The sequence below is a fragment of the Amycolatopsis rubida genome (assembly GCF_900115345.1).
Taxonomy (GTDB): domain Bacteria; phylum Actinomycetota; class Actinomycetes; order Mycobacteriales; family Pseudonocardiaceae; genus Amycolatopsis; species Amycolatopsis rubida.
On record NZ_FOWC01000001.1, the window covers coordinates 1,236,203 to 1,261,145 of the forward strand.

The 24,943-nt window shown below is 68.7% G+C and carries 30 protein-coding genes and 1 pseudogene; 20 read left to right on the plus strand and 11 right to left on the minus strand.

What is annotated here, in order from left to right:
- The first annotated feature begins 129 nt into the window (after positions 1–129).
- Genes BM362_RS06055 through BM362_RS06065 form a run of 3 tightly spaced genes read left to right on the plus strand, consistent with a single transcriptional unit; the run spans position 130 to position 1,964 of the window.
- The gene (locus BM362_RS06055) at positions 130–639 is read left to right on the plus strand and encodes a SigE family RNA polymerase sigma factor (protein ID WP_037808752.1); all 510 of its coding nucleotides are present in this window, start codon (positions 130–132) and stop codon (positions 637–639) included.
- The gene (locus BM362_RS06060) at positions 632–1,321 is read left to right on the plus strand and encodes a hypothetical protein (protein ID WP_093572409.1); all 690 of its coding nucleotides are present in this window, start codon (positions 632–634) and stop codon (positions 1,319–1,321) included. The genes BM362_RS06055 and BM362_RS06060 overlap by 8 nt, the downstream gene beginning before the upstream one ends.
- A 37-nt stretch (positions 1,322–1,358) precedes the next feature.
- Complete coding sequence (locus BM362_RS06065; protein ID WP_093572410.1) at positions 1,359–1,964, plus strand: TetR/AcrR family transcriptional regulator; 606 nt, start codon at positions 1,359–1,361, stop codon at positions 1,962–1,964.
- Positions 1,965–1,970: 6 nt separating this feature from the next.
- On the opposite strand, the gene BM362_RS06070 is transcribed toward BM362_RS06065, so the two are convergent.
- On the minus strand, positions 1,971–2,384 hold the full coding sequence (locus BM362_RS06070) for a Rid family hydrolase (protein ID WP_067577401.1): 414 nt from the start codon (positions 2,382–2,384) through the stop codon (positions 1,971–1,973).
- Positions 2,385–2,397: 13 nt separating this feature from the next.
- Positions 2,398–3,054, minus strand: coding sequence for an HD domain-containing protein (locus BM362_RS06075; protein WP_208865105.1), 657 nt, complete (start codon positions 3,052–3,054; stop codon positions 2,398–2,400).
- 72 nt (positions 3,055–3,126) lie between these two features.
- On the opposite strand from BM362_RS06075, the gene BM362_RS06080 reads away from it, so the two are divergent.
- Complete coding sequence (locus BM362_RS06080) at positions 3,127–4,059, plus strand: GlxA family transcriptional regulator (RefSeq protein ID WP_093572412.1); 933 nt, start codon at positions 3,127–3,129, stop codon at positions 4,057–4,059.
- On the opposite strand, the gene BM362_RS06085 is transcribed toward BM362_RS06080, so the two are convergent.
- The 3 genes from BM362_RS06085 to BM362_RS06095 are packed head-to-tail and all read right to left on the minus strand — an operon-like array spanning position 4,035 to position 6,339.
- Positions 4,035–4,745, minus strand: a complete 711-nt coding sequence (locus BM362_RS06085) for a FadR/GntR family transcriptional regulator (RefSeq protein ID WP_093572752.1) — start codon at positions 4,743–4,745, stop codon at positions 4,035–4,037. The two genes, BM362_RS06080 and BM362_RS06085, sit on opposite strands and share 25 nt — an antisense overlap.
- Positions 4,742–5,728, minus strand: a complete 987-nt coding sequence (locus BM362_RS06090) for a lactonase family protein (protein WP_093572413.1) — start codon at positions 5,726–5,728, stop codon at positions 4,742–4,744. Before BM362_RS06090 ends, BM362_RS06085 begins: the two co-directional genes overlap by 4 nt.
- Positions 5,725–6,339 (minus strand): bifunctional 4-hydroxy-2-oxoglutarate aldolase/2-dehydro-3-deoxy-phosphogluconate aldolase, encoded by a 615-nt coding sequence (locus tag BM362_RS06095; RefSeq protein ID WP_093572414.1) that lies wholly within the window; start codon positions 6,337–6,339, stop codon positions 5,725–5,727. The genes BM362_RS06090 and BM362_RS06095 overlap by 4 nt, the downstream gene beginning before the upstream one ends.
- An 80-nt stretch (positions 6,340–6,419) precedes the next feature.
- Between BM362_RS06095 and BM362_RS06100 the strand changes: the two genes are divergently transcribed.
- The 7 genes from BM362_RS06100 (at position 6,420) to BM362_RS06130 (ending at position 12,932) form a co-directional block, all read left to right on the plus strand.
- On the plus strand, positions 6,420–7,100 hold the full coding sequence (locus BM362_RS06100; protein ID WP_067577391.1) for an SDR family NAD(P)-dependent oxidoreductase: 681 nt from the start codon (positions 6,420–6,422) through the stop codon (positions 7,098–7,100).
- A gap of 8 nt (positions 7,101–7,108) precedes the next feature.
- Positions 7,109–8,257 carry a galactonate dehydratase gene (gene dgoD / locus BM362_RS06105; RefSeq protein ID WP_093572415.1) on the plus strand — a complete coding sequence of 383 codons (1,149 nt, stop codon included), beginning with the start codon at positions 7,109–7,111 and terminating at the stop codon, positions 8,255–8,257.
- A 34-nt stretch (positions 8,258–8,291) separates the two neighbouring features.
- Positions 8,292–9,719, plus strand: a complete 1,428-nt coding sequence (purB, locus tag BM362_RS06110) for an adenylosuccinate lyase (protein WP_093572416.1) — start codon at positions 8,292–8,294, stop codon at positions 9,717–9,719.
- 145 nt (positions 9,720–9,864) lie between these two features.
- Complete coding sequence (locus BM362_RS06115) at positions 9,865–10,668, plus strand: substrate-binding periplasmic protein (RefSeq protein ID WP_093572417.1); 804 nt, start codon at positions 9,865–9,867, stop codon at positions 10,666–10,668.
- A 20-nt stretch (positions 10,669–10,688) separates the two neighbouring features.
- Entirely contained in the window at positions 10,689–11,450 is a 762-nt protein-coding gene (locus BM362_RS06120; protein WP_093572418.1) for an ABC transporter substrate-binding protein, read from the plus strand.
- A 4-nt stretch (positions 11,451–11,454) separates the two neighbouring features.
- On the plus strand, positions 11,455–12,195 hold the full coding sequence (locus BM362_RS06125; RefSeq protein ID WP_093572419.1) for an amino acid ABC transporter permease: 741 nt from the start codon (positions 11,455–11,457) through the stop codon (positions 12,193–12,195).
- Positions 12,192–12,932, plus strand: a complete 741-nt coding sequence (locus BM362_RS06130; protein WP_067577380.1) for an amino acid ABC transporter ATP-binding protein — start codon at positions 12,192–12,194, stop codon at positions 12,930–12,932. Before BM362_RS06125 ends, BM362_RS06130 begins: the two co-directional genes overlap by 4 nt.
- 249 nt (positions 12,933–13,181) lie before the next feature.
- Here BM362_RS06130 and BM362_RS48715 read toward each other — a convergent pair.
- Positions 13,182–13,337 (minus strand): annotated as a pseudogene (locus BM362_RS48715) (NUDIX domain-containing protein); the annotation flags it as partial.
- Positions 13,338–13,474: 137 nt separating this feature from the next.
- Here BM362_RS48715 and BM362_RS06140 point away from each other — a divergent pair.
- The gene (locus BM362_RS06140; RefSeq protein WP_167545210.1) at positions 13,475–14,362 is read left to right on the plus strand and encodes an MOSC domain-containing protein; all 888 of its coding nucleotides are present in this window, start codon (positions 13,475–13,477) and stop codon (positions 14,360–14,362) included.
- Here the strand turns inward: BM362_RS06140 and BM362_RS06145 are convergent.
- Positions 14,245–15,039, minus strand: coding sequence for an SAM hydrolase/SAM-dependent halogenase family protein (locus BM362_RS06145; RefSeq protein ID WP_093572753.1), 795 nt, complete (start codon positions 15,037–15,039; stop codon positions 14,245–14,247). The genes BM362_RS06140 and BM362_RS06145 overlap by 118 nt on opposite strands.
- Before the next feature lie 47 nt (positions 15,040–15,086).
- On the opposite strand from BM362_RS06145, the gene BM362_RS06150 reads away from it, so the two are divergent.
- From BM362_RS06150 to BM362_RS06165, 4 genes are all read left to right on the plus strand, one after another.
- Entirely contained in the window at positions 15,087–15,968 is an 882-nt protein-coding gene (locus tag BM362_RS06150; RefSeq protein WP_093572420.1) for a phosphoribosylaminoimidazolesuccinocarboxamide synthase, read from the plus strand.
- 61 nt (positions 15,969–16,029) lie between these two features.
- Positions 16,030–16,851 (plus strand): helix-turn-helix domain-containing protein, encoded by an 822-nt coding sequence (locus tag BM362_RS06155; RefSeq protein ID WP_093572421.1) that lies wholly within the window; start codon positions 16,030–16,032, stop codon positions 16,849–16,851.
- 30 nt (positions 16,852–16,881) lie between these two features.
- Positions 16,882–17,718 (plus strand): patatin-like phospholipase family protein, encoded by an 837-nt coding sequence (locus BM362_RS06160; protein ID WP_093572422.1) that lies wholly within the window; start codon positions 16,882–16,884, stop codon positions 17,716–17,718.
- A gap of 752 nt (positions 17,719–18,470) precedes the next feature.
- On the plus strand, positions 18,471–18,947 hold the full coding sequence (locus BM362_RS06165; protein ID WP_425285690.1) for an NADPH-dependent FMN reductase: 477 nt from the start codon (positions 18,471–18,473) through the stop codon (positions 18,945–18,947).
- Here BM362_RS06165 and BM362_RS06170 read toward each other — a convergent pair.
- Together BM362_RS06170 and BM362_RS48720 are read right to left on the minus strand one after the other, a co-directional pair.
- Positions 18,937–19,221 (minus strand): hypothetical protein, encoded by a 285-nt coding sequence (locus BM362_RS06170; protein WP_093572423.1) that lies wholly within the window; start codon positions 19,219–19,221, stop codon positions 18,937–18,939. The genes BM362_RS06165 and BM362_RS06170 overlap by 11 nt on opposite strands.
- A 264-nt stretch (positions 19,222–19,485) precedes the next feature.
- On the minus strand, positions 19,486–19,767 hold the full coding sequence (locus tag BM362_RS48720) for a hypothetical protein (protein ID WP_244287051.1): 282 nt from the start codon (positions 19,765–19,767) through the stop codon (positions 19,486–19,488).
- Between BM362_RS48720 and BM362_RS48725 the strand changes: the two genes are divergently transcribed.
- Positions 19,708–20,244 (plus strand): class I SAM-dependent methyltransferase, encoded by a 537-nt coding sequence (locus BM362_RS48725; protein ID WP_244287079.1) that lies wholly within the window; start codon positions 19,708–19,710, stop codon positions 20,242–20,244. The two genes, BM362_RS48720 and BM362_RS48725, sit on opposite strands and share 60 nt — an antisense overlap.
- 89 nt (positions 20,245–20,333) lie before the next feature.
- Positions 20,334–21,032: a DUF2334 domain-containing protein gene (locus tag BM362_RS06180; protein WP_208865106.1), complete on the plus strand. Its 699-nt coding sequence runs from the start codon at positions 20,334–20,336 to the stop codon at positions 21,030–21,032.
- Here the strand turns inward: BM362_RS06180 and BM362_RS06185 are convergent.
- Positions 21,029–21,664, minus strand: a complete 636-nt coding sequence (locus tag BM362_RS06185) for an MBL fold metallo-hydrolase (protein ID WP_093572425.1) — start codon at positions 21,662–21,664, stop codon at positions 21,029–21,031. The two genes, BM362_RS06180 and BM362_RS06185, sit on opposite strands and share 4 nt — an antisense overlap.
- 200 nt (positions 21,665–21,864) lie before the next feature.
- Between BM362_RS06185 and BM362_RS06190 the strand changes: the two genes are divergently transcribed.
- Both BM362_RS06190 and BM362_RS06195 read left to right on the plus strand, forming a co-directional pair.
- Positions 21,865–23,361, plus strand: coding sequence for an aldehyde dehydrogenase family protein (locus BM362_RS06190; RefSeq protein ID WP_093572426.1), 1,497 nt, complete (start codon positions 21,865–21,867; stop codon positions 23,359–23,361).
- 9 nt (positions 23,362–23,370) lie between these two features.
- Positions 23,371–24,534 carry a lactate 2-monooxygenase gene (locus BM362_RS06195; protein WP_093572427.1) on the plus strand — a complete coding sequence of 388 codons (1,164 nt, stop codon included), beginning with the start codon at positions 23,371–23,373 and terminating at the stop codon, positions 24,532–24,534.
- A 4-nt stretch (positions 24,535–24,538) separates the two neighbouring features.
- Here the strand turns inward: BM362_RS06195 and BM362_RS06200 are convergent, their stop codons facing one another.
- Entirely contained in the window at positions 24,539–24,880 is a 342-nt protein-coding gene (locus BM362_RS06200; RefSeq protein WP_093572428.1) for a hypothetical protein, read from the minus strand.
- Positions 24,881–24,943: the final 63 nt, after the last annotated feature.

The following is a 24,943-nucleotide window of genomic DNA, read 5'->3' on the forward strand; positions in this document are numbered from 1 at the left end:
ATCACATCACACAGCTGGGCGCGGCATCAATGCGACGGGGGGTGGAACGTTTCCGGCCGGACGTGCAACCGTGGACGCCCCCGGATCCGTCCCTACACCGGACATGGCCAGAGCGGAGCTGCAAAGCGCGTGGACCAGCGCGACGAACAGGAGTTCGCGGAGTACTTCGCCGCGAGGAGGGACGCCGTGCGCCGGACTGCCTACTTGATGTGCGGGGATTGGCACAAAGCCGACGACCTCGCGCAGACGGCGTTCGTCGCGTTGCACCGGAGGTGGAAGAAGATCAGAGACCGCGCGGCGACCGACGCGTACGTGCGCAAGACGCTCGTGCGCGCGGTTATCGACGAGTCCCGCCGTCCGTGGCGGCGGGAGCGGCAGACCGAGGTGCTGCCGGAGCCTGTCGACGACAGTCCCGGGCTGGCCGAACGCGTCGCGACGCGCGAGGACCTGCTCGCGGCGCTGAAGGAAGTGCCGCCGAAGCAGCGGGCGGTGCTGGTGCTGCGGTTCTTCGACGGACTGGACGTCGGGGCCGCGGCGACGGCGCTGGGCTGCAGCGAAGGCAACGTGAAGAGCCAGACGGCACGCGGGCTGGCGAATCTGCGTCAGGTGCTGGAACGGGAGGTGGAGACCAATGGATGAGCGGGAAGCCGAGACGTTGTTCTCCGCTGTTCCCGGCGAGGTGCCGCCGCCGACGTTCTCGGTGGACGACGTGGTGCGCCGGTCGAAGCGCGAGACGCTGCGCCGGCGTAACCGGATCACCGCCGGCGCGGCGGCCGTGCTCGTGGCCGCCGGGTTCGGCACCTGGGGAATTGTGGGTATTTCGAGTGAGAAGTCCGATTCCAGCGCGAATTCCGTAGCCGCATCGGTGCAACCCGGCGGGTCGGCGGCGCGTCCTTTCAGCAATGGGGATGACTTCCCGGGTCAGCCGTCTCGGCAGGGAGCCGGCGAAACCGGGAGGACCGGCCCTCGGGTCGAAGGCACCTCCGGGTGCGGACGGGTGGACTGGGAGCTCGCCACTGCCCTCGCTGGCGAGCTCCCAGGCCACTTGAATGCCGCGCAGGCTTCCCCGGGCAGCGTTTGTACGACGTCGTCGCGCGGCGCGGGGTTCCCGCTTCCGGACGGGACCATCGGCGCGGCGGTATTCGCTCGCGGTGCCGCGGTGAACGTGCCCACGCAACCAGCAGGAGCTCTCACCGTGCGTAAGCAAACCGGCACTGGCGGGACTCTCGTGCTGGTCAGCGTGCCGGGGACTTCCGGGCACCCGGCACCGTACGCAACCGACCTGGCGCGCTTCGCCGCTTCGCTGGCCATCCGGTTCTGATCGGCGGCCACCGGGGCGGCTGGCAGAATGACCGGACATGACGGCAGCAGCCACCACCCCCAAGGGCGAGCGACGGCGGGCAGCGCTGGTCGAAGCCGCCGCCGAGCTGCTGGCCGAGGGCGGTTTCGACGCGGTCCGGCATCGCGCGGTCGCCGAACGGGCCGGTCTGCCGCTGGCGTCCACGACGTACTACTTCGACTCACTGGAAGAACTCGTCACCGCCGCGGTGGAGCACCACGGCCAGACCGAGCTGGTGAACGGACGACGGCGGCTCGACGACCTGACGACCCGGAACCGGGGCGTGCAGGCGACCGTGGAACTCGTGCTGGACATGCTGCTCGGCCCGCCGAGCGGCGACCCGGAAGCCGACGCCGAGGCGGTCCTGCTGCGCTACGAACGCCTGGTCGCGACCGGCCGCCGGCCGTACCTGCGCCCGCTGATGCGGACGCTGTCCCAGCAGCTCAACGAACTGCTGACGGAGATCCTCACCCGCTCCGGGACGCCGGTGGCCAAGGACGAACTGGACCGGCTGGTCGCGCTGGTCGACGGGGCCGTGGTCAACGCGCTGATCGCGGTCGACCCGGCTCCGCGCGCCGCGGCCGGGCGGATGCTGCGGACCGCGCTCGCCGAGACCGTCCATTGAGGACAGTCATTCCGGATAGGCCGCCGTGGCGCGAATTTCGATCAGCAGCCCCGGGCTGGCGAGCCCGCTGACGCCGATCATCGACCACGCCGGATAGGGCTCGGCGGTCACGAGTCGCTTCTTGGCTTCCAGGAAACCGGGCAGGTGCTGGTGGATGTCGACGTGATAGCTGGTGATGTCGGCCAGCGCGGAGAGGTCGAGTCCTTCCAGCCGGAGGATTTCCTCGATCCGGCGGAGCGCGATCTCGGTCTGTTCCTCGATGGTTTCGGCGATCTCTCCGTCGGGGCGGCGGCCGATCGTCCCGGCGATGAAGAGGTGGTTGCCCGCGCGAACAGCGGCCGAGTAGCCGAAGCGGGCGAAGGCGGAGGCCCCGGACGGTCCGAAAACCTCGGAGTCCTCGGGGATTTTGACGGCGTACATGTGGCTTCCTTTCTCAGTTGCCCCAGCGGGAGGTGCGGGCGGCACGCTCCAGCCGGGTTTCGCCGTCGGCCGCACGCTCTCGCAAGAAGTCAGCGGGAGTGGACGGCACGGGCGCGTTCTTCGGGTTTTTCGCGGCCTGCGCGACGATCGCGTCGGTGAGCGAGCGGACCATCTCGAGCCGGGGATAAGCGGCGTGGATCGCCCCGCCCTCCTCGTCGGTGACGGTGGTGAGGTACTCGGCGGCGATCGGACCGCCGAAGTCGACGGAGACCCCGGCGCGGACGAGCAGGCACAGCGGACCCCGGTGTTCCGCGATGCCCGCGGTGGTGTGCAGGGCGATGGCTTGCCAGACCTCGTCGGCGTCCGCGGTGGAAATCCCTTGCTTCAGCAGGAACCCAGCAGCCCGGTCGGCGCCTTCGACCTCGAAACGCTCCACGTGCGGGCCGTCCGGCGCCACGCCGATGTCGTGCATCACGCACGCGGCGAACAGCAGGTCGTCGTCGAAGCCGGACACGGCCAGCCGGTCGGCGACCAGCCGCGCGAACAGGTAGGTACGGACGCTGTGGTTGAACACTGACTGCGATTCCACCGGGCGGACGAGCTCGACGACGGCGTCCGCCAGCGGAGTCGCCGGCAGCGCGACCACCGGGTCCGGAAGGAGTTCGGTCATGGCTTCAAGCGTGGTCCGCAACGCTCTGACCTGGTGAGTGGCAAGTTTGCCGGACTTCGATAGAATCTCGCCATGACAGTGCATCGGGTCGCGGTGCTGGCGCTCGACGGGGTCCTTCCACTGGATCTGGCGATCCCGGCGCAGGTGTTCCAGGTCCGGCCGCAAACGCACTACGAGATGACGCTGTGCGCGCTCGGTCCGACGGTTGCCACCAGCGCCGGATTCGAGCTGGCCGCCGAAGGCGGGATCGAGGAGCTGCGCGCTGCGGACACGCTGATCGTGCCGGGGTACGACCCGATCCGCGAGACGCCGGACGCGGCGGTCGAGCTGCTGGCCGACGCCCGCGACCGGGGACGGCGGGTGGTGTCCATCTGCACGGGTGCGTTCGCGCTGGCCGCGGCGGGAGTGCTGGACGGCTTGCACGCCACGACGCATTGGGAATATATCGACGAATTCGAGCGGGAATACCCTTCGGTCCGGGTTGCTCGGGATGTGCTTTACGTCGACGAGGGCGACGTGCTCACCTCAGCGGGCGTGTGCTGCGGCATCGATCTGTGCTTGCACATCGTGCGCCGCGATCTGGGTGCCGCCGTCGCCAATCGCATCGCGCGCGGTCTGGTCGCTGCCCCGCATCGCGAAGGCGGACAGGCCCAGTACGTGCCCGCGCCGCTCGCGGAGGCTGGCGACGCTTCGCTGTCGGCCACGCGGGAATGGGCGTTGCAGCGACTGGACGAATCGCTCAGCATCCGGCTGCTCGCCCGGCACTCGGAGATGTCGCAGCGGACTTTCCTGCGCCGGTTCGCCGAAGAAACCGGGACAACGCCGTTGCAGTGGCTGCTCAACGCCCGGCTCGGCAAAGCGCGGGAACTGCTGGAAACCACGGACCACTCGGTGGACCGGGTCGCGCGGGACTGTGGTCTGGGCACCCCGGCCAACCTACGGCTGCACTTCCGGCGGACCCTCGGAACCACGCCGACTGCCTACCGCCGCGCGTTCACGTCCTGATCTGTCCGCTTCGCGTCGGCGGCGGATTTCACCAGCAGTTCCAGCATCGCGGTCTCCGCGTCGATCGGGTCGTGCGCGGCGATGGCGTCCAGCACTCGCCGGTGGCTCGGAACCGGATCGTCGGCGGGACCGGCGCTGTGCACGAGCTTGTCCCGCTCTGCCAAGCCGATCGCGATGACGCGTTCGATCTGGAGCAGGAAGTTGTTGTGCGCTGCGGTCAACAGGCCGCGGTGGAACGCCAGATCCGCTTCGACGCTCGCTTCCAGGTCCGGTGCGGAGACCATCGCGTCGAGCGCGGACGCCAGCGCGGCAAGGTCTTCGGCGGTCGCGCGTTCTGCCGCCAGCCGTGCTGCCGCGGGCTCGACCACCGCGCGTACTTCGGCCAATTCGTCCAGCAGACCGGCGTTTCCGCGTGCGGTGGTTTGCCAGCGCATGACGTCGGCGTCGAGCAGTTGCCAGTTCTCGCGTGGTTGCACGTAGGTCCCGTGCTTCTGCCGCGCGCCGATCATTCCCTTTGCTGCCAGCACCTTCAACGCTTCCCTCAGCGCGGTGAGGCTGATGTCCAACTCCTCGCGCAGCGCGGGAAGGTCCAGCACCATGCCCTCGTGCCATTCGCCGGACAGAATGCGTGCGGCGAGCGTTTCCACGGTCTGTCCGTGCAGGCCGCGAGGGCGATGGTCGGTCACCGGAGCGGGAGCACGCACGTCGGGGAGCCGGTCGGATACTTCCGGACCTCTGCGTTTCCCAAGTCTTTCAATGGGAAAACGGAAACGACATCGTCCTTGAAGGCCGCGGTGTAGCAGGTTCCGTCCGCTACCGCGAAGTTCCACGGGTACGACCCGCACGGCTGATCGGCCGTCGCGCGCAGCGGGGTTCCGGCGAACGACGTGATGCATTCCGGCCCGCGATTCGACAGGTAGATCCCGGAATCGAGCACTTCCAGGTGTGCCACCAGTGATTCGCCGCCAGTCGCCGTCGCCGGAGTCGCGGCGACGAACTCGAACGCTCCCGGCGAAGTCTCCCGCAGCGTAATCAGCTCGCCGGACAATTCCCCGGCCATGTAAGCGATTCCGTCCTCGCCGCGCACGAGCTGTCGTGGCCCGGTGCCCGGCGGTAGCGACGAAACGGCCAGCGGAGTGAGTTTTCCTTCGGGAGACAGTGTGTAGCTGCGGATTTCGTCAGTGCCCAGATCGACGGCACTCACCACTGAACTGTCCGCTGACGATACCGCCATGTGGACGTGCGGGCCTTCCTGCCGATCGGTGCGCGGCCCGCTTCCAGTGTGCTGCACCAGGTCCGTGCGTCCCTCGATCCGGCCGTCCGCGCGCAGGGCGAAGACGGCGAGGCTGCCGCCGCCGTAGTTGGCACACAACAGAAACCGGCCGTCCGGCGTCACCGCGAGGTGACACGGGCTGGCCCCGCCGGATTCGACGACGTCGAGTGCGACCAGGCCGTCGGTGACCGACAAGGAGGTGATCTCGCCGTAGCTCGTCTCGTTGGTCGCGTACACCATCGGCAGCGCGGGATGCTGGGTCAGCCAGGTCGGCGACACCATCGGCAACGTCGAATCCGCGGTCAGTTCGCCACCGGAGCGCCGGAAAACCGCGATTCCGGTGCCGTTCCCGCCGGTTTCGGCGGTACGGCAGCCGACGAGTACGACGTCGCTCACAAGCTCTCCCTCACCAATGCGGCCACTCGGACCCGGATGTCCTCGGCGGATCCACGGGTCAGCGCCGACCCGATCCCGCAGGCGACGGCGCCCGCGTCGAGCCAGCGTGGCACGTCCTCGGGAGCGATTCCACCCGTTGGCACGAGCGGGGCTTGCGGAAGCGCGGCGCGCACGTCCTTGATCCATTGCGGGCCGAGCGCGGACGCGGGGAAAACCTTTACGGCGTCAGCACCTTCCTCCATCGCGCGCACGATTTCGGTGACCGAGCCGGTGCCGGGCAGTGCCGCGATGCCGTACCGATGAGCGGTACGCAAGACCGCGGTGTGCAGTGACGGGGACACGAGAAACTGGGCTCCTGCCCGGATCGCGGCCGTTGCGGACGACTCGTCGAGCACCGTGCCTGCCCCGATGGTGGCGTCCGGATACGCGGCGCTCAGCTCCTCGATCGCGACGAGCGCGCCCGCGTTGGTGAGCGGGATTTCGACCGACTTCAACCCGGCGTCGAGCACTGCCCGCGCGGCGGCGACGGCCGAGGCGGCGTCCGCCGTCCGCACGATCCCGACGACGCCCTGGCGCACCGCTGCGCGCGTGATCTCCCACCGGTATCCCATGGCGGCCAGCCTAGCAGGCAAATTATAAATTACTAATTATTCTTGACCGCTGCTCCGGTGCCGCGGCATGCTTGCGAACCATGCGCACTGCCGTGGTGACCGGTGCGGCGTCCGGGATCGGCGCCGCGACCGCCCGTCAGCTCGACGCCGACGGCTACCGGGTGATCGGCGTCGACCTCGCCCCGGTGCCCGGCGGCGTACCGGGCGACGTGACGGATGACCAGACGTGGCAACGAGTTCTCGACCTTGCGGGCGAAGTCGACGCAGTGGTCAGCAACGCGTACCTGCCGACTTTGGGCCCACTGCACGAAACAGACCGCGCGCAATGGCAACGACAGCTCGACGTGAACCTCACCGCGTCCTACCTCGCCGTCCGGACCTGCCTGCCTTCGCTGCGGTCTCGGCGCGGCTCGGTGGTGCTGGTTTCCTCGGTACACGCCCGTTTCGGGCTTCCCGGACATCCGGCGTACGCGGCCAGCAAAGGCGCGTTGGTGTCTCTGGCCCGGCAACTGGCCGTGGAGTACGCGCCGGATGTCCGGGTGAATTCGGTGCTTCCCGGTCCGGTCGAGACCGAGGCATGGGGCCGGATCAGCGCGGAAGACCGCGAACGCAGCACTCGCGCGACACCCGCCGGACGGCTCGGCGACCCGGCCGAAGTCGCCGCGGTGATCGCGTTCCTGCTCTCGCCCGCGGCTTCGTTCGTGACAGGGGCGGAGCTGACCGTCGACGGCGGCTGGTCGGCTGCGAAAGATTCCGCTTAGGAGACAGGGTGCAGATCACCGGGATCGAAACGTTCCTCGTCGCGCCGCGCTGGTTGTTCCTCAAGATCAGTACCGACGAGGGCATCACCGGCTGGGGCGAACCGGTCGTGGAAGGGCGTGCCGGTACCGTCCGCGCGGCCGTGCACGAGCTGGCCGAACTGCTCGTGGGGAAGGATCCGCTGCGCATCGAGGACCACTGGCAGGTGCTGCGCCGAGGCGGCTTCTACCGCGGTGGTCCGGTGCTTTCGAGCGCGCTCGCCGGGTTCGATCAGGCGTTGTGGGACATCGCGGGCAAGGCCCGGAACGCACCGGTGCACGAGCTGCTCGGCGGTCCGGTGCGCGGCCGGGTGCGGGTGTATTCGTGGGTCGGTGGCGACCGTCCGTCGGGGATCTTCGACGCGGTGTCCGCGCAGGTCGAGCGGGGTTTCACGGCGGTGAAGATGAACGTCGCCGGTCCGCTCGGGCCGATCGCCGCTCCGGCCGAAGCGAGTGCCGCGCTGGCTCGCGCCAGGGAGGCCAGGGAAGCGCTCGGACCCGACCGGGACCTGGCGATCGACTTCCACGGCCGCGTCGCGCCCGCGATGGCGCGCCGGCTGGTGAAGATGCTCGAAGAAGTACAGCCGATGTTCGTCGAGGAGCCGGTGCTGCCGGAACTGCCCGCTGACGTGGTCAGATCGGTGGTCGAGGCAGCCACCGTGCCGATCGCGCTCGGGGAACGGCTGTTTTCGCGCTGGGAGTTCAAACCGGTGCTGGACGCGGGCGTCGCCGTGGTGCAGCCGGATCCGTCGCACGCGGGCGGCATCTCGGAGCTGCGCCGGATCGCCGCGCTGGCCGAGGTGTACGGCGCGAACCTGGCCCCGCACTGCCCGCTCGGCCCGATCTCGCTGGCCGCCGCACTGCAGGTCGCGTTCGCGACGCCGAACTTCCTCATCCAGGAGCAAAGCCTCGGCATGCACTACCACGACGGCCGCGAGCCGGTGGCTTATCTCGCCGACGACGCGTTGTTCCGGTTCACCGACGGCTACGCCGCGCGCCCGACCGCGCCCGGCCTCGGCATCGAGGTGGACGAGGAGGCGGTCCGCCGCGCCGACGAGACCGGACACGCCTGGCGGTCGCCGGTGTGGCGGCTGCCCGACGGCAGCTTCACGGAGTGGTGACCGCCGCGCTGACCTGCGCAGGTATCGTGGCCGCGTGACGGACAAGCCCCGCATTCCGAACGTGCTCGCCGCCCGCTACGCCTCGCCTGAGCTGGTGGCGCTCTGGTCGCCCGAACGTAAGGTCGTGCTCGAGCGACGGCTGTGGCTCGCCGTGCTGCGGGCTCAGGCCGAACTGGGCGTCGAGGTGCCCGAAGGCGTTGTCGATGACTACGAGCGTGTGGTCGAGCAGGTCGACCTCGACTCGATCGCCGCGCGCGAACGCGTCACCCGGCACGACGTGAAGGCCCGGATCGAGGAGTTCAACGCCCTCGCCGGGCACGAGCACGTGCACAAGGGCATGACCTCGCGCGATCTCACCGAGAACGTCGAGCAGCTGCAGCAGCTGCGGTCGCTGGAACTGGTCCGCGGCCGCGTCGCCGCGGTGCTGTCCAGGCTGGCCGCGCTCGCCGTCGAACACTCCGATCTGGTGATGGCCGGCCGCTCGCACAACGTCGCCGCGCAGGCGACCACGCTCGGCAAGCGCTTCGCGACCGCCGCCGACGAGCTGCTCGTCGCGTTCTCCCGGCTGGACAACCTCATCGAGCGCTACCCGCTGCGCGGCATCAAGGGCCCGGTCGGCACCGCGCAGGACATGCTCGACCTGCTCGGCGACGGGTCCACTTTGGACCAGCTGGAATCGCGGATCGCCGAGCATCTGGGCTTCGGCAACCGGTTCGTCAGCGTTGGCCAGGTGTACCCGCGTTCGCTCGATTTCGATGTGTGCTCCACTGTGGTCCAGCTGGCCGCCGCGCCGTCCAGCCTCGCCAAGACGATCCGGCTGATGGCCGGGCACGAGCTGGTCACCGAGGGCTTCAAACCGGGCCAGGTCGGGTCCTCGGCCATGCCGCACAAGATGAACACCCGCTCGTGCGAACGCGTGAACGGCCTCGCCGTGGTGCTGCGCGGCTACCTGTCGATGATCGGCGAACTGGCCGGCGACCAGTGGAACGAGGGCGACGTCTCGGATTCCGTCGTGCGCCGCGTCGCGCTGCCGGACGCGTTCTTCGCGCTCGACGGCCTGCTCGAAACCTTCCTCACCGTGCTCGGCGAATTCGGCGCGTTCCCGGCCGTGGTCGAGCGTGAGCTTGATCGCTATCTCCCGTTCCTCGCGACCACGAAGGTGCTCATGGCGTCCGTGCGCCGGGGCGTCGGGCGTGAGACGGCTCACGAGGCCATCAAGGAGAACGCCGTCGGAGTCGCCCTCGCGATGCGCGAACGGGGGGCGGAGAACGACCTCCTCGACCGGCTCGCGGCCGACGAACGCCTCCCGCTCGACCGCGCTGACCTGGACGAACTCCTCGCCGACCGGATCTCGTTCACCGGCGTCGCCCCGCGTCAGGTCGAAGAAGTCGCGGCGCGCGTCGAGGACGTGCTCAAGCGGTTCCCGGACGCCGCGGCGTACGCGCCGCAGCCGATTCTGTGAGTGCGCGCACGTCGTCCACGTGCTGAGACGGCATTACTCGATCGGGCGAAGCTTTTAGTCTTCCTGCCGAACCCGGAAGCGCCAGGCCGCCACCCGCGGCCTGGCGCTTTCCTGTCTGCGCATCCCGGATATTCAGGAAGAAGTCATGAGAAAGATCCTCAGCACGCTCGCCGTCGTAGTCGCCGCCACCGCGGGCCTTACGGCGTGCGGATCCTCGGACGCTTCCGGGGAAACCCTGCGCGTCGGCACCCTCGCCGACGCCCCGCCCAGCATCTACCTCGAAAACGGCCAGTTCACCGGGTACGACAACGAACTGCTGCGGGACATCGCCAAGCGCGAGGGCTTCCAGGTCGAGTTCGTCGGCACCGAGTTCTCCGGCCTGCTCGCCAAGGTCGCCGGCGGACAGCTCGACATCGGCAGCTCGACGATCTCCGCGACCGCCGCGCGCAAGAAGACCGTGGCGTTCAGCAACGGCTACGACACCAGCTACACCACCGTCGTCAGCAAGAAGGGCGCCGCGCTGCCCGCCGCGAACTCGTTCGCCGGCAAGCGGGTCGGTGTCGTGCAGGGTTCGGTGCAGGACGAGTTCGCGGGCAAGCTCGCTGGTGCGCAGGTCGTCCGGTTCCCGGACTACAACGCCGGTTTCGCGCAGCTGAAGACCGGCGGTCTCGACGGCTGGGTCGTGCCGAAGGACATCGGCCAGAAGTACCTCGACCAGAACCCGGCGATTCCGCTCGAATTCGGCTACACCGTCGCGGACAAGGACACCCCGTCGGCCTTCGCGGTCGCCAAGTCGAACCCCGAGCTGCTGAAGAAGATCAACGACGGTCTCGCCAAGGCGATCGCCGACGGCACCGCGGCCCGGCTGCACGCGCAGTTCTTCAAGGAAGCGCCGGTCGCGAAGGAGCTGGAGAAGGGCGGCCCCGGCCTCCCGGTGGCGAACTCCTGATGCGCGGGCACACTGGTGGCATGAAGAAACTGATCGTCACCGCCCTCGCGGCGGCACTGGTCGCCGGTCTCACCGCGTGCGGTGGCGACGCGGGCGAGACCCTGCGGGTCGGCACGCTGAGCGATTCCCGGCCCAACGCGTACCAGGAGAACGGTGAATTCACCGGCTTCGACAACGCGTTGCTGAAGGACATCGCCGCGAAAGAAGGCCTGAAGCTGGAATTCGTGGCGACCGATTTCTCGGCGCTGCTCGGCAGCGTCGCGAACGGCCGGTTCGACATCGGCAGCTCGGCGATCGCGCAGACCGACGAGCGCAAGAAGACGGTGGCGTTCAGCGATCCCTACAACTACCAGTCGCTCGGCATCGAGGCGAAGGCGAGCGCGGGCATCTCCGACGAGAACTCGTTGACCGGCAAGCGGATCGGCGTGGTGCAGGGCACGGTGTCGGACACCTGGCTCGCCGCGAACGCGCCGAAAGCGCAGGCGGTCCGGTTCCCGAACGACGCGGCGGCGCTGAGCGCGCTGAAGTCGGCGGCGATCGACGGCGCGGTGTTCGACCAGGTGTCCGCGGAGGACTACGCGACCAAGAACCCCGAACTGAAGGTCACGAAGGCGATCACGACCAGCATCCCGCACGGATACGCGGTGCGGAAGGGCAACACCGAACTGCTGGGCAAGCTGAACGACGGCATCAAGAAGGCCGTCGCGGACGGCACCTGGGCGAAGGTGCACCAGCAGTTCGAGCCGAGCATTCCGGTTCCCGCGGATTTCAAGACGAAGTAGCCCGATGGATCAGTTTTTCGACACTTTCCTCAACTGGACCTACATCTGGGAAGTTTTCCCGGACCTGCTCAGGACCGGCCTGCTGAACACCCTGATCCTGTCGGTGGCGGCGGCTATTATCGGGACCCTGCTCGGCATGGTGCTCGCGGTGATGGGCCTGTCCACCAAGCGCTGGCTGCGCTGGCCCGCGCGGGTGTACACGGACATTTTCCGTGGCCTGCCCGCGATCCTGACGATCCTCGTGATCGGCCAGGGCGTCGGCCTGCTCGCCCGTAGTGTGGTGGGGAACAACCCGTACCCGCTGGGCATCGCCGCGCTGAGCCTGATCGCCGCCGCCTACATCGGCGAGATCTTCCGGGCGGGCATCCAGAGCGTCGACAAAGGACAGCTGGAGGCGAGCCGCGCGCTCGGCATGAGTTACCCCAAGGCGATGCTGCTGGTGGTGATCCCGCAGGGCGTGCGGCGGGTGCTGCCCGCGCTGGTGAACCAGTTCATCGCGCTGGTGAAGGACTCGACCCTGGTGTACTTCCTCGGTTTCCTTACCTCGCAACGGGAACTGTTCCGCATCGGCCAGGACCTCGCGGCCAACACTGGCAACTTGTCGCCGCTGGTGGCCGCCGGGGTGGTCTACCTGGTGATCACCGTGCCGCTGACGCACCTGGTGAACTACATCGACAAGCGGCTGCAGACCGGTCGCAAGGTGACCGCGGAGAGCAACGAAATGCTCGCGGGTGGGACGGTATGAGTACAGCGATTCGTTCGTCTTCGGTGGAGCTGAAGGACATCCACGTCCGGTTCGGGACGCTGGAGGTCCTGCGCGGGGTGAACCTGAAGGTGCCGAGCGGCAGCACCACGTGCGTCATCGGCCCGTCCGGTTCCGGCAAGTCCACGTTGCTGCGCTGCGTGAACCGCTTGCAGGAGCCCGATAGCGGGGACCTGCTGCTGGACGGGGAAAGCGTCATCTCCTCGGATCCGGACGCGTTGCGCCAGCGGGTGGGGATGGTGTTCCAGCACTTCAACCTGTTCGGACATCGTTCGGTGCTGGACAACATCGTGCTCCCGCTGCGCAGCGTGCGCGGTCTGTCCAAAGAGGACGCGGCAGAGGTCGCCCGGACGCGCCTGGCGGAAGTCGGCCTAGCGGACAAGGCCCCGTACCGTCCGGCGGCGCTTTCCGGTGGTCAGCAACAGCGGGTGGCGATCGCTCGTGCGCTGGCGATGGAACCGGAAGTGATGCTCTTCGACGAGGCGACGAGTGCGCTGGACCCAGAACTGGTGAAGGGCGTCCTGGACCTGATGGCTGGGCTGGCTTCGCGGGGTCTCACTCTGATCGTGGTGACGCACGAGATGGGGTTCGCCAGGAGCGTGGCCGACGAGGTCGCGTTCATGGACGCGGGGCGGATCGTGGAGCAGGGGACGCCGGAGCAGGTGTTCGAGGCTCCGGCTAGTCCTCGGTTGCAGCAGTTCTTGTCGCAGGTTTTGTGAGGGGATGACCGTCTTCGCCGACACTGTCGCCGGTCCGCGCGGCTTGCCCGGGCAATCTGGAGCCGCCGGACCGGCGATGGTGTTGATCGCTGAGTGGCCTCGTCGATCGGCAGCAGGTGCACGGCCAGGATCTCCGGGTCGGTGAGGGCGCGGCGGGCGGTTTCCTTCGAAGATGAACGCGAGCCCATCCGGCATCCGGCCGTCGTCCGGTGCGTAGTCGATGGCCAGCAACGGGCCGAGCGGGCGCTCGATCCCGGTTTCCTCGGCTTGTTCCCAGCGCGCTGTGCGCCATGGCGGCTCGCCCGCGTCGCACACCCCGCCGGGTATGTCCCAGCTGTCCTTATCGGACGGCTCGACGAGCAGGACGAGTCCGGTGTCGTCGCGAAGCAGGGTGCCTGCCGCCATCCGCTTCCGCGGCAGCGAGCGCACATATTCGTCGAACGGCAGCAGCTCCACGGGTCCGCAGGGGTACCGGCGCGGCGACGGTCCGTGCGGGATCGTGCGCCCCAGTCGCCTTCGGGCGAGCAGGTACCGTAAATCCCATGGGGACGATCTCGCGGCTCACCTACTACCCGGTCAAAGGCTGTGCCGGCACGACCGTCCAGTCCGCCGACGTGACCCCCGCCGGTCTCGCGCACGACCGCGAGTTCATCGTCACCGCGGCGGACGGCGACTTCCGCAGCCAGCGCCGCTTCCCCGTCATGGCCGCCATCCGGCCCCGCCTCCTGGACGGCGGCACTCGCCTCGCCCTGTCCGCGCCGGGGATCGAAGACCTGACCGTCGAGGTCCAGAAGGACGGCCAACGGCACCCCGCGTCCACCTTCAACTGGACCGGCGAGGGCGTCCACCAGGGTGCCGACGCCGCTGAGTGGTTCTCCATCGTGGTGGGTCAGCCGTCCGTGCTGCTCGGCGTCACCCCGGAGCATGACCGCGTCACGAGCGGTGAGACCCCGGGCACCGCGAGGTTCGCCGACGGCCACGCGATCCTGGTGATCTCCGAGTCCTCTTTGGACCACCTGAACGAACGGATCGCCGAGCGCGGCGGCAAACCGGTGCCCATGGATCGGTTCCGGCCCAATCTCGTGATCCGCGGCTGGGCGGAACCGCACGCCGAGGATTCGGTGCGCCGGATGGAAGCCGGCGGGGCCGAGTTCGCCTACGCGAAGCTGTGCGTCCGCTGCGCGGTGCCGATGGTCGACCAGGAAACCGGCAAGCGCTCCGGTCCGGAGCCGATTCGCTCGCTCGCGGCGTACCACCGCGACCCGGCGGGCGGCGTCCTCTTCGGTATGAAGGCGGCGGTGACCCGGCCCGGTCAGCTGGAGGTCGGCGACGAGGTGATGGTGCATTCCTCGGTCGGCCCGATCCGCAGCACCGAAGCCGCCGAACCGCCGTTGACCGCGACGGCCAGTTTGCCTGCCGAGTCGGTGTAGACGAGGTTCGCGCCACGCGGCACGTCGGCGAAGGTCCGGCCGATCGTGGCGGACACCGCGACGTGCTCGCTGTGCACGGTCACCGCACCGGCCAACCCGGTTAGTTCGAGGTCGGCGGGGGCGGCGGCGAGCTGGACGTTGCCGAAGTGGTCGACGGTCAGCACGTCCGACACGAGCTTGCCCGGGAACGCTGCGATCAGCGGTTCTGGCAGTCGCACCAGGTCGCGGATCGCGGGGCCGAAGGAGCCGGGGTGTGCGCCGAGAGCGAGCTTCGCAGCGACAGGGGCGAAGATGTCGCGGCCGTGAAAGGTCGCGGACGTCGGCGTGCGCACGTCGATCACGTACGCCGCGTACACGCCGCCTAGCGCCTCTGCGGCGGGTAGGAGCAGACCGTTGTCCGGGCCGACCAGGATGCCGTGCGTCGCGACGACCACGATGCCGCGACGCGCAGTGCCGACGCCTGGGTCGACGACAGCGAGGTGTACGGCCTCAGGCAGCGACGGCACGGTCTGCGCGAGCACTGCCGCGCCTGAGCGCACCTGCTGCGGCGGTACGAGATGAGTCACGTCGAGAACACGTACGTCGGGCGCGATGCCGGCGATGACCCCGTGGCAGGCGGCCACGAAGCCGTCGTGCAGCCCGTAATCGGAGGTGAACGAAATCCAGCGGTAGGCCATGACCTGCATCATCCTCGCTGTAGCGGTGCTCGGGTTAGGGTGCAGCAGTGACGACGCTCGCCGATTACCCGAAGATCGCCGCCGGAAAAGTCCGGGACCTGTATGCGGTCGGGGACGACCACCTGCTGCTGGTCACCTCGGATCGCATCTCCGCTTATGACTTCATCCTGGACCCGCCCATCCCCGACAAGGGCCGCGTGCTCACGGCGATGAGCGTGTTCTGGTTTGAGCAGTTGTCGGACCTGGTCCCGAACCATCTTGTCGCGTACGACGACCCGCGCATCCCTGCCGAGGTACGCGGGCGCGCGCTGCTAGTACGCCGCCTCGACATGCTTCCGGTCGAAGCTGTCGCACGCGGGTACCTCACGGGGTCCGGTTATTCGGACTATCAGCGTACGGGCGCAGTGTGCGGCGTAGAGCTGCCCGAAGGGCTCGTCGAGGCATCGAAGCTGCCGTCGCCGATCTTCACGCCAGCGACGAAGGCGGCGTTCGGCGAGCACGACGAGAACGTTTCGTTCGACGCAGTGGTCGCGACTATCGGCGCGAAGCGCGCGGAGGAGCTACGCGAGGCGACGCTCGCGGTGTACCACCGTGGCGCGGAAGTGGCGGCGAAGCGCGGAATCCTGCTGGCGGACACGAAGTTCGAGTTCGGCGTGGACGAGACGGGCGCGCTGGTGCTGGCGGACGAAGTGCTGACGCCGGATTCGTCGCGGTACTGGCCGGCGGAGGGGTACGAGCCGGGAAGGGTGCAGCCGTCGTTCGACAAGCAGTACGTGCGCAATTGGCTGACGGGACCGGAGTCGGGCTGGGACAGGGCGTCGAACGTACAGCCGCCGCCGTTGCCGAGTGAAGTGGTGGAGGCGACGAGGGGAAGGTATGTGGAGGCGTACGAGAGGATGACGGGGTTGTCGCTGGAGGACTGGATGTAGCAGGGGAAGGCCCAGGGAGAGAACCCCGAAAACTGTCGGCACCCCCTGACAGACTGCAACCATGACCACACCGTACGCAACACCGCGCGCGAGGGCATTGGGCCTGGAGTTACGCGCGGCGCGGGAGAGAAGAAGACTGGGTGTAAGAGAGTTGGCCCGGTTGCTGGGGATGACGCCTGGTTTCGTGACGAACTGGGAAAGAGGACTGCGGCTGCCGAAGCCGGAGGACATCGGAGCGGTCCTGGCGCACTGCAGGGTGATCGGGCCGGATCGCAGGCGAATAGTGGAGATGGCGCGAGGAGCGCGAGAGCAGGACTGGATAGACAGCGGCGGAGAAGAGCCGTACCTGGAGTGGGAACGCACGGCGGAGGCAGTGTTCGGCTGGGAGCCGGAAGTAGTGCCGCCGCTGTTGCAGACGAGCGGATATGCACGAGCGCTGTTGTCGAGTGCTTCGGGCGTTGTCGCGGACGAAGTGGACGCGCGGGTAATCGAGAGGTTGTCGCGGCGAGCGGTGCTCGATTCGGGCACGCGGTGTGTGCTGGTGCTGGGGGAAACGGCGCTGCACAAGAGGATCGGTGGCGCGGAAGCGATGGCGGAGCAGCTGTGGCACCTGCGCGAGCGGCTGACGGAAGGCAAGGTCGAGGTGCGAGTGGTCCCGGCGGACCGTCGTCCCGATCTGGGCAGGGCGTTCACAATTTTTGATTTCGAGGACCTGCCCTCGATCGTCCACGAGCGGTTGCTGCGGGAAAGCGCGAGCAGTTCGAGTCCCGCGCGAGTGGCGAAATACCGTGAGGTAGCGGAAACGTTGCTGGAGCTGGCCTTGCCGAAGCCCGAGACGGACGCCCTGCTGGAGTCCGCGCTTCGGAAATTGTCGGTGCCGTAGGGCAGAGTGGGTTCCGGTGAAAGGAGCGGCATGAGCCGAGCTTTGGTGTTGGGCGGCGGTGGCGTCGCCGGGATCGCGTGGGCGACCGGTTTGCTGACCGGGCTGGCGGAAGCGGGCCAGGACGTGACCGATGCCGACGTGCTGATCGGCACGTCGGCGGGCGCGGCGGTGGCGGCACAGCTGGGCAGCGGATTGCCGCTGCCGCAGTTGTACGCGCGGCAAACCGATCCGGCCCGGCAAGCGGCGGAGATCGCGGCCGAGTTCGACCCGGAAAAGTTCGGCGAGGAGTTCGCCGCGGTGCTGGCCGACGGCGGCACCGCGGCGGAAATCCGCCGGGCGATGGGGAAGTATGCCCTGGCCGCGGAAACCGTCCCGGAACCGCGACGGCGCGCGGTGATCGAATCCCGCCTGCCGTCCCACGAGTGGCCTGCGCGTGCGGTGAAAATCGTTGCGGTGGAAGCGGAAACCGGTGAACCATCGGTGTTCGACAGCTCGTCCGGCGTCTCGCTGGTCGCCGCGGTGGAGGCAAGCTGCGCGGTGCCCGGCATCTGGCCGGCGGTGCCAATCAACGGCGGGTGGTACGTCGACGGCGGCGTCCGCTCCTCCGCGAATGCCGACTACGCAACAGGTTTCGCCCAGGTGACAGTGGTCGTCCCGATGGGCGCGGCGGAGGCATTCCCGGTGGAGCGGCCGTTCGATCAGGTGCTGGCGGACCTGCGCTCGGCAGGCGCGAAGGTGGCGGTACTGGAACCAGACGAGGCATCGGTCACGGCGATCGGCCCGAACCCGCTGAACCCGGAAACCCGATCCACCGCCGCGGCGGCGGGGTTGGCACAGGGACAACGGGGAGGGGTGGTGTGGGAGTGAGGTCAATGCGCCACCAGGCGGCTGGTTGCTGACCCAGCCGTTCTTCGGTTCGGGTTGGGTGTTGGCCTTGGCGGGTCGTTCTTCGGTTCGGGTTGGGTGTTGGCCTTGGCGGGTCGTTCTTCGGTTCGGGCTGGTTGCTGACCCCGGCAGGCCATTCCCGGTTCGGGCTGGTTGCTGCCGGTTTCGAATCGGCGTGGTGCCTGAGCTGGGCTGGCCATCGGCGGGTTGCCGGTTCCGGCGAGGGTTGGCTTGCCGTGGGTTTGAGGCGTGGGCGGAGCCTTCGCTGGGTGGACTCTGCCTGCGAGCTGCCGGTTCCGGCGCGGGCTAGTTGCTGCTGGTTTCGGGTCGGCGCGGAGCCTGAGGTCGGCGGGTTGCCTGCCGTTGCCACTTCCGGCGGGGCTGGTAGCTGCCAGTTCCAGGTCGGCGCGCAGGCCGCATCCGGCTGACTTTCGCCGAGTCCTGCCAGTGTCGGAGCGGACTTGTCGGCTCCAGGCCGCTCCGGAGTCGGCACTCCGCGATGGCGACCTGATTCGCCGTCAATCGTTCACCGCCAAGCTCGGCACGTCCGGGAAGCGCGTCCGGGCCGGCGCGGCCGGGGTTGGGCGGCGATTGTGTTCGCGGGATAACGGCGGGTGAAAGTCAGGAGCGCCTCGAAAAGGCGACCCTGCGACACCCGCCGCGCTGGCACACTGGGCTTCGTGCTTCTGCTCATCAGCGGCAGTCTGCGGGCCGGTTCGGTCAATGCGGCTGTCATAACGACCGCGGCCGGCTTCGCGGCGTCCACTGTGTACGGTGGCCTCGACGGGTTGCCGCACTTCAATCCGGACTGCGATCGGGATCCGTTGCCCGTTGAGGTCGTGGCGTTGCGGGAAGCGATCGCGGCGGCGGACGGTGTCCTGTTCTGCACCCCGGAGTACGCCGGCGGCCTGCCGGGTTCCTTCAAGAACCTGCTCGACTGGACCATCGGCGGCGGCGAGATGTACGGCAAACCTGTCGCGTGGATCAACGCGTCTTCGGTCGCCGCGCCGACTGGGGGCGCGGACGCGCACGACTCTCTCCGCAAGACTCTCACCTACGCGGGCACCCGCATCGTCGACGACGCTTGTGCGCGGATTCCGACTCCTCGCCAAGCTGTCGAGAACGGGACCCTCATCGACCCCGACCTGCGGGGGCGGGTCGCGGTCGCGGTGCGGCGGCTCGTGGAGGCCGCCAAACCGGTCAATCCGTGAGTCGCTGAGCCCAGTCGAGAAAACTGTCCCGCTCGGCACCGGTCAATACCGCGGCGGGCGGGGTGTTCGGAAGGGCTAGCACTACGGCGTCCTTCGGCAGGTCGCGAACCTGTTCTTCGGCAAGGGAAGTCGGCGCCGCCGCCGAAGCCCGGAACAGGAAGGCCAGCGGTCCGGACCCCGAAGACTCCACGATTTCGACGCGGCCGCGGCCGAAATCCCGCAGTTCCCTGGGCAAAACAGCGGCCTGCACGGAACCTGCGGACAGAACGATCACGGGCCGCGTTTTCCCCGGGATGGAGCCTGGTTCGGCGCGTAATCCGCTGCCTTCCCAGGGTATTGCCGGAACAGCGGATTTCCGTCGCCACAGGGCCATGGGGCGCAGACTAGCGCGAAAATCGGTGGCACTGCGGCATTTGCCCGGTTATCGTCCGCAAGCGTAAGTTACGAGCATCCCCTCGCTTACCTCATCGGCATCGAAGGAGCGGCGCTGCTCCGCGCGTTCACCGGCGAGCACGATCGCGAGTTTGTCGAAGCGCGGTTAGCTGAGATCCGCGCGCTGCTTGCTGACGACGACCTGGCCAAGGGGGTCGAGGTAACGCAGCTCGCCCCGCAAGATGGTTACGCTCGTTGGGCCGCCGCGTATGACTCCGGCGAGAACGCTGCCTTCGCTGACGAGCCCCACCTCGCGGCGATCCTCGACGCTATCCCTCCCGGTCATGCGCTCGACGCTGCCTGCGGCACCGGACGTCTCACCCGCCTTCTGGCCGAACGCGGCCACCACGTCGTCGCCGTTGACGGTTCGCCCGAGATGCTCAGCCACGCCAAGGCTGACTCGACTCTCGTCGCTGACCTGCATGAACTTCCGGTCGACGACGGTTCGCAGGACGTCGTGCTGTGCGGTCTCGCGCTGTCGCACATGCCGGACCTGGGACCGGTGATCGCGGAGTTCGCCCGGGTCCTCGCCCCGGGCGGGCATCTCGTCCTCTCCGATGTGCACCCTGAGCAGGTCCAGCGCGGATCGATCCCGTCCGTACGCACAGCTGACGGTGACCCGGCTCGGGAACGGTCGAGTCATCACCGCGTCGGTGACTACCTGCGTGCATTCTTCGCCGCGAGCCTCGCGCCGGTGAGTTGCGAGGAGCCGACGCCCGCATTAGCCGAACCTCGCCACGTCCCTGGCGGTGGGCCGTGGGATCTCTGGCCGTGGTCGCTGAACGGCCTGGTGCCGGACGCCTTGGCTGCGGCGGCGAAGGATGTGCCGTCGATGCTCATCTGGCACTGCCGCAAAGCCGAATAAACCCAGCGGCGGCTGTCCGCCGCGTAAGTCTCACTCGTAGTTCACGGAGCGGTCAGGCGGTCGCCACCCGGCTGCGGCGCAATGGTGGCGTGGATGCTCGCCTGCTGGTCTCGCTGTCCGGGGTCACCACGCGCACGCTGCACCGATGTGCGCATCTGGCGGCCGAACTCGAACGTCGGTATGTCCCGCTGTCGATCCTGCATGTCGCGCGCACCGAGGACGGGCCCGTCACGGCCTGGGTCCGTACGCGCGCCGCAGCGGGCGACTCGGTGCTGCTCAACGGCTACGACCACCGCATTCCGCCGACACATCGTGCCGTGCACCTGGGGCGTAAGGCCGAGTTCGCCGTGCTTCCTGCGCACGAAGCGCGGCTTCGGCTCATCGCCGCGAAGGCTGCCCTCGACGCGACCGGTGTGACTGTTGACGGCTTCGCGCCACCGCGTTGGCTCGCGTCGCCTGGCACGGTGCAGGCGTTGCGGGAGCACGGCTTCACGCTGTGTGCCGACCAGAACGCCGTACGGGACCTGGTGACCGGCGAGATCCAGCGCGCGCGGGTACAGGACTTCACGAGTCAGTCGCACCGTACGGAGACTGTCCGCTGTTTCGCGCTCATACTGGCCTCCGCGCGGGCCGCTCGCCGAGGCGGGTTGGTGCGGCTTGGCATTGACGCCGCTGACCTCAGCCGCCCCGGCTTGCGGCAGGCGTTGCTGGACGCGGTGGACGTCGCCCTCGAAAACCGGGCTTTCGGAAGCACCTACGGCTCCCTGCGTCACACCGCTCCCGCCTAGACCTCCGTCGCGACGCCTCGCTCCAGCACCTTCACATCGGTGCCTTCCGGGGCGAGGTTCTGGAACAGCCCGTAGTGCATCGCCGGGTTGGCCAGCACCGCTTCGTGGATCGGCACCGAACGGCGCGGCGCGACCGCGCGCAGGAAGTCCACGGCTTCGCCCGCCTTCAGCCACGGGGCCCCGGTGGGCAGGCCGAGCACGTCGACCTTCTGCTCGGGCACGAAGAACGAGTCGCCCGGGTGGTAGAACGCGCCATGGTCGACGAGGTAGCCGATGTTCGGGATCACCGGGAAGTCGGCGTGGATCACCGCGTGCTCGCCGCCGACGACCGACACCGAGGTGCCGCCGAACTCGAACGCGTCGCCGGGCCGCGCGACCTCGAACTCCAGGTGCAGCTTCTCGATCGCCTCGGCCGAGCCGGGGTCGACGATCAGCTTCGCGTCCGGGTTCGCCTTGAGCAGGCCGGGCAGCCGCTCGACGTCGAGGTGGTCGAAGTGCTGGTGGGTGATCAGCACCGCGGACAGTTCGCGCTCGTCCTCGAAGCCGGTGGAGAACGTGCCGGGGTCGAGCAGAATCCGCTCCGCGGCGGTCTCGAGCAGTACGCAGGAATGTCCGAAATGGACGATCCGCATCAGGTTTTCTCCTTATCAAGATCGGTCGGTTCAACCTTACGCTCCGGGCCTGGTCCACGAGGGCGTCCAGCGAGGGCTCCCGGTCGGAGGACTTTCCGCGCCAGCTCCTGAGATGCCATGCTGACGGGAAGCCCGGGCAACTGTTGGCAGAGTGTCAGCAACCTCGTAGCCTGGGGGTTCACCGAGACGGGGAGACGCCGATGACCGCGGTCCAGCCGAAGCCGACGCCCGTCGGCGAGACGTTCGAGTCGCTCAGCCCGGCCACCGACGAGGTCGTGGGCACCTACCCGGTGCACACGGCCGAGCAGGTCAGCTCCGCTGTCGAGCGGGCGAGGGCGGCCGCGCGCTGGTGGGACGGCCTCGGCTTCGCCGGCCGCGCGGAGCGGCTGCAGCGCTGGAAGGGCGTGCTCACCCGGCGGCTCCCGCAGCTGTGCCAGGTCGTGCGCGACGAAACCGGCAAGCCGATCGCGGACGCCCAGCTTGAGAGCGTGCTGGCGATCGAGCACATCGCGTGGGCGGCGAAGAACGCCCGCAAGGTGCTCGGCAAGCACCGCCGCTCGTCCGGCCTCCTGATGGCCAACCAGGCCGCGACCGTCGAATACCTCCCGCTCGGCGTCGTCGGCGTGATCGGGCCCTGGAACTACCCGGTGTTCACCCCGCTCGGCTCCATCGCGTACGCGCTGGCCGCGGGCAACGCCGTCGTCTTCAAACCGAGCGAGTACACCCCCGGCGTCGGGAAGTGGCTGGTCGACGCCTTCGCCGAGGTCGTGCCCGAGCAGCCGGTGCTGCAGCTGATCACCGGCTTCGGCGAGACCGGTGCCGCGCTGGTCGGCTCCGGCGTGGACAAGATCGCGTTCACCGGCTCCGCGGCCACTGGCAAGAAGATCATGGCCGCCGCCGCGAACACCCTGACCCCGGTCGTGATCGAGGCGGGCGGCAAGGACGCGCTGCTGGTCGACACGGACGCGGACCTCGAAGCGGCGGCCGACGCCACCGTCTGGGGCGCGTTCTCCAACTCCGGCCAGACCTGCATCGGCGTCGAGCGCGTCTACGTGCACGAACGCGTCCACGACGAGTTCGTCGCGCGGGTCGTGGAGAAGGCGAAGAACGTGCGCGCCGGCTCCGACGAGGACGCGCAGTACGGCCCGATCACCATGCCCTCGCAGCTCTCGGTGATCCGCAGCCACATCGAGGACGCGCTGAAGCGCGGCGGGAAAGCGCTGGTCGGCGGCGTGGAGAGCGTCGGCGACCGCTATGTCCAGCCGACCGTGCTGGTCGACGTGCCGGAGGACTCCGAGGCAGTGCGCGAGGAGACGTTCGGTCCGACGGTCACCATCGCCAAGGTCCGCGACATGGACGAAGCGGTCGAGAAGGCCAACGCGACCAAGTACGGCCTCGGTTCCACGGTGTTCTCGCGGGCGCGCGGTGCCGAACTGGCGTCGCGGCTGCGCGCGGGCATGACCGCGGTGAACGCGCCGCTTTCCTTCGCCGGCATCGCTTCGCTGCCCTTCGGCGGCGTCGGCGACTCCGGCTTCGGCCGGATCCACGGCCCGGAAGGGCTGCGCGAGTTCGCCCGCCCGAAGGCCGTGGCCCGGCAGCGGTTCACCGCGCCGCTCACGCTCACTTCCTTCTCCCGCAAGGAATCCACGGACGCGCTGGTCGCCAAGCTGGTCACCGTCCTGCACGGCAAGCGTTAAGGAGAACTGTTGCCCGGCTTCGGCGATTTCCAGCACGAGATCTACTTCGCCGGGTTGTCCGGCCGCGTTCCTGACCTGCCGATGTCGTACGCGGAACTGGAAGCGCGTGCGGCTCAGGCGCTTCCGCCGTCCGTACTGTCCTATGTGGCCGGTGGTGCGGGCGACGAGCGGACCCAGCGCGGGAACGTCGAGGCATTCGAGCGCTGGGGCTTGGTCCCGCGGATGTTCGTGGGCGCGAAGGAACGCGACCTGTCGGTGGACCTGTACGGGATGAAGCTGCCGTCGCCGCTGTTCCTCGCGCCGGTCGGGGTGATCGGCCTGTGCGCGCAAGACGGCCACGGCGATCTCGCGACCGCGCGGGCCAGCGCACGAACGGGCGTGCCGATGGTCGCTTCGACGCTGAGCGTCGACCCGGTGGAAACGCTCGTCCCGGAACTGGGCGACACCCCTGGGTTTTTCCAGCTGTACACGCCGACTGACCGTGACGTCGCCGCCTCGCTCGTGCAACGCGCCGAGGCAGCGGGTTTCCGCGGCATCGTCGTCACGCTCGACACCTGGGTGACCGGATGGCGTCCGCGCGACCTGTCGACGGCGAACTTCCCGCAGCTGCGCGGGCATTGCCTGGCCAACTACTTCACCGACCCGGTGTTCCGGAAACGGCTCGGCAAGGCTCCGGAGGACGACCCGGCGGCCGCCGTCGGACTGTGGGCTCAGCTCTTCGGCAATCCGCTGACCTGGGAAGACCTGCCCTGGCTGCGGTCGCTGACCAAGCTTCCGCTGCTGGTGAAAGGCATCCAGCATCCCGACGACGCCCGCCGCGCCATCGACGGCGGGGTCGACGGGATCTACTGCTCCAACCACGGCGGACGGCAGGCCAACGGCGGTCTCCCAGCGCTGGACTGCCTCGCCGAAGTGGTCGACGCCGCGGACGGCACGCCGGTGCTGTTCGACTCCGGCGTTCGCTCCGGAGCCGACGTGGTCAAGGCGCTGGCCTTGGGTGCGACCGCGGTGGGCGTCGGCCGCCCGTACGCCTGGGGGTTGTCGTTGGCTGGTGAAGACGGCGTTGTCCATGTGCTGCGTACCTTGCTCGCTGAAGCTGACTTGATCATGGCTGTCGACGGCTATCCGACCCTGGCCGATCTCACCCGCGAAGCACTGCGGAGAGTCGGCTAGACGCTTACGAGGGCAGGAAGTACCCCTCGCTCTCGTCCCACGGGATGTCGAAATCGTCCAGGTGCACGTGCCACTGCGCGTTCGGAAGGGCTCGGCGCAACTCGGTCACCGAGCCGAGCACGTGTTCGAGCGCCGGCATCACGTGCTCGACATCGAACGGCATCTTGGTGGACCCGGCCACGATCGCGTCCGGCTCGCTTCCGCCTTCCTCGTACAGGAAGAGGGATTCCTCGTCCGGGTAGGGAAAAGACGACTGGCGTGCGGTGACGACGCGCTCGACGGCGGCGGTCTCGGCAGCGGTGAGCGCGGTCGCCCGGCTCGCGTTGTAGTAGAGGGAGGTACTCATGGGCCAGACTGTAACGACGGGGTACGACAATTCCGCGAAAACGGTCATCCGGAACAGCCCGCC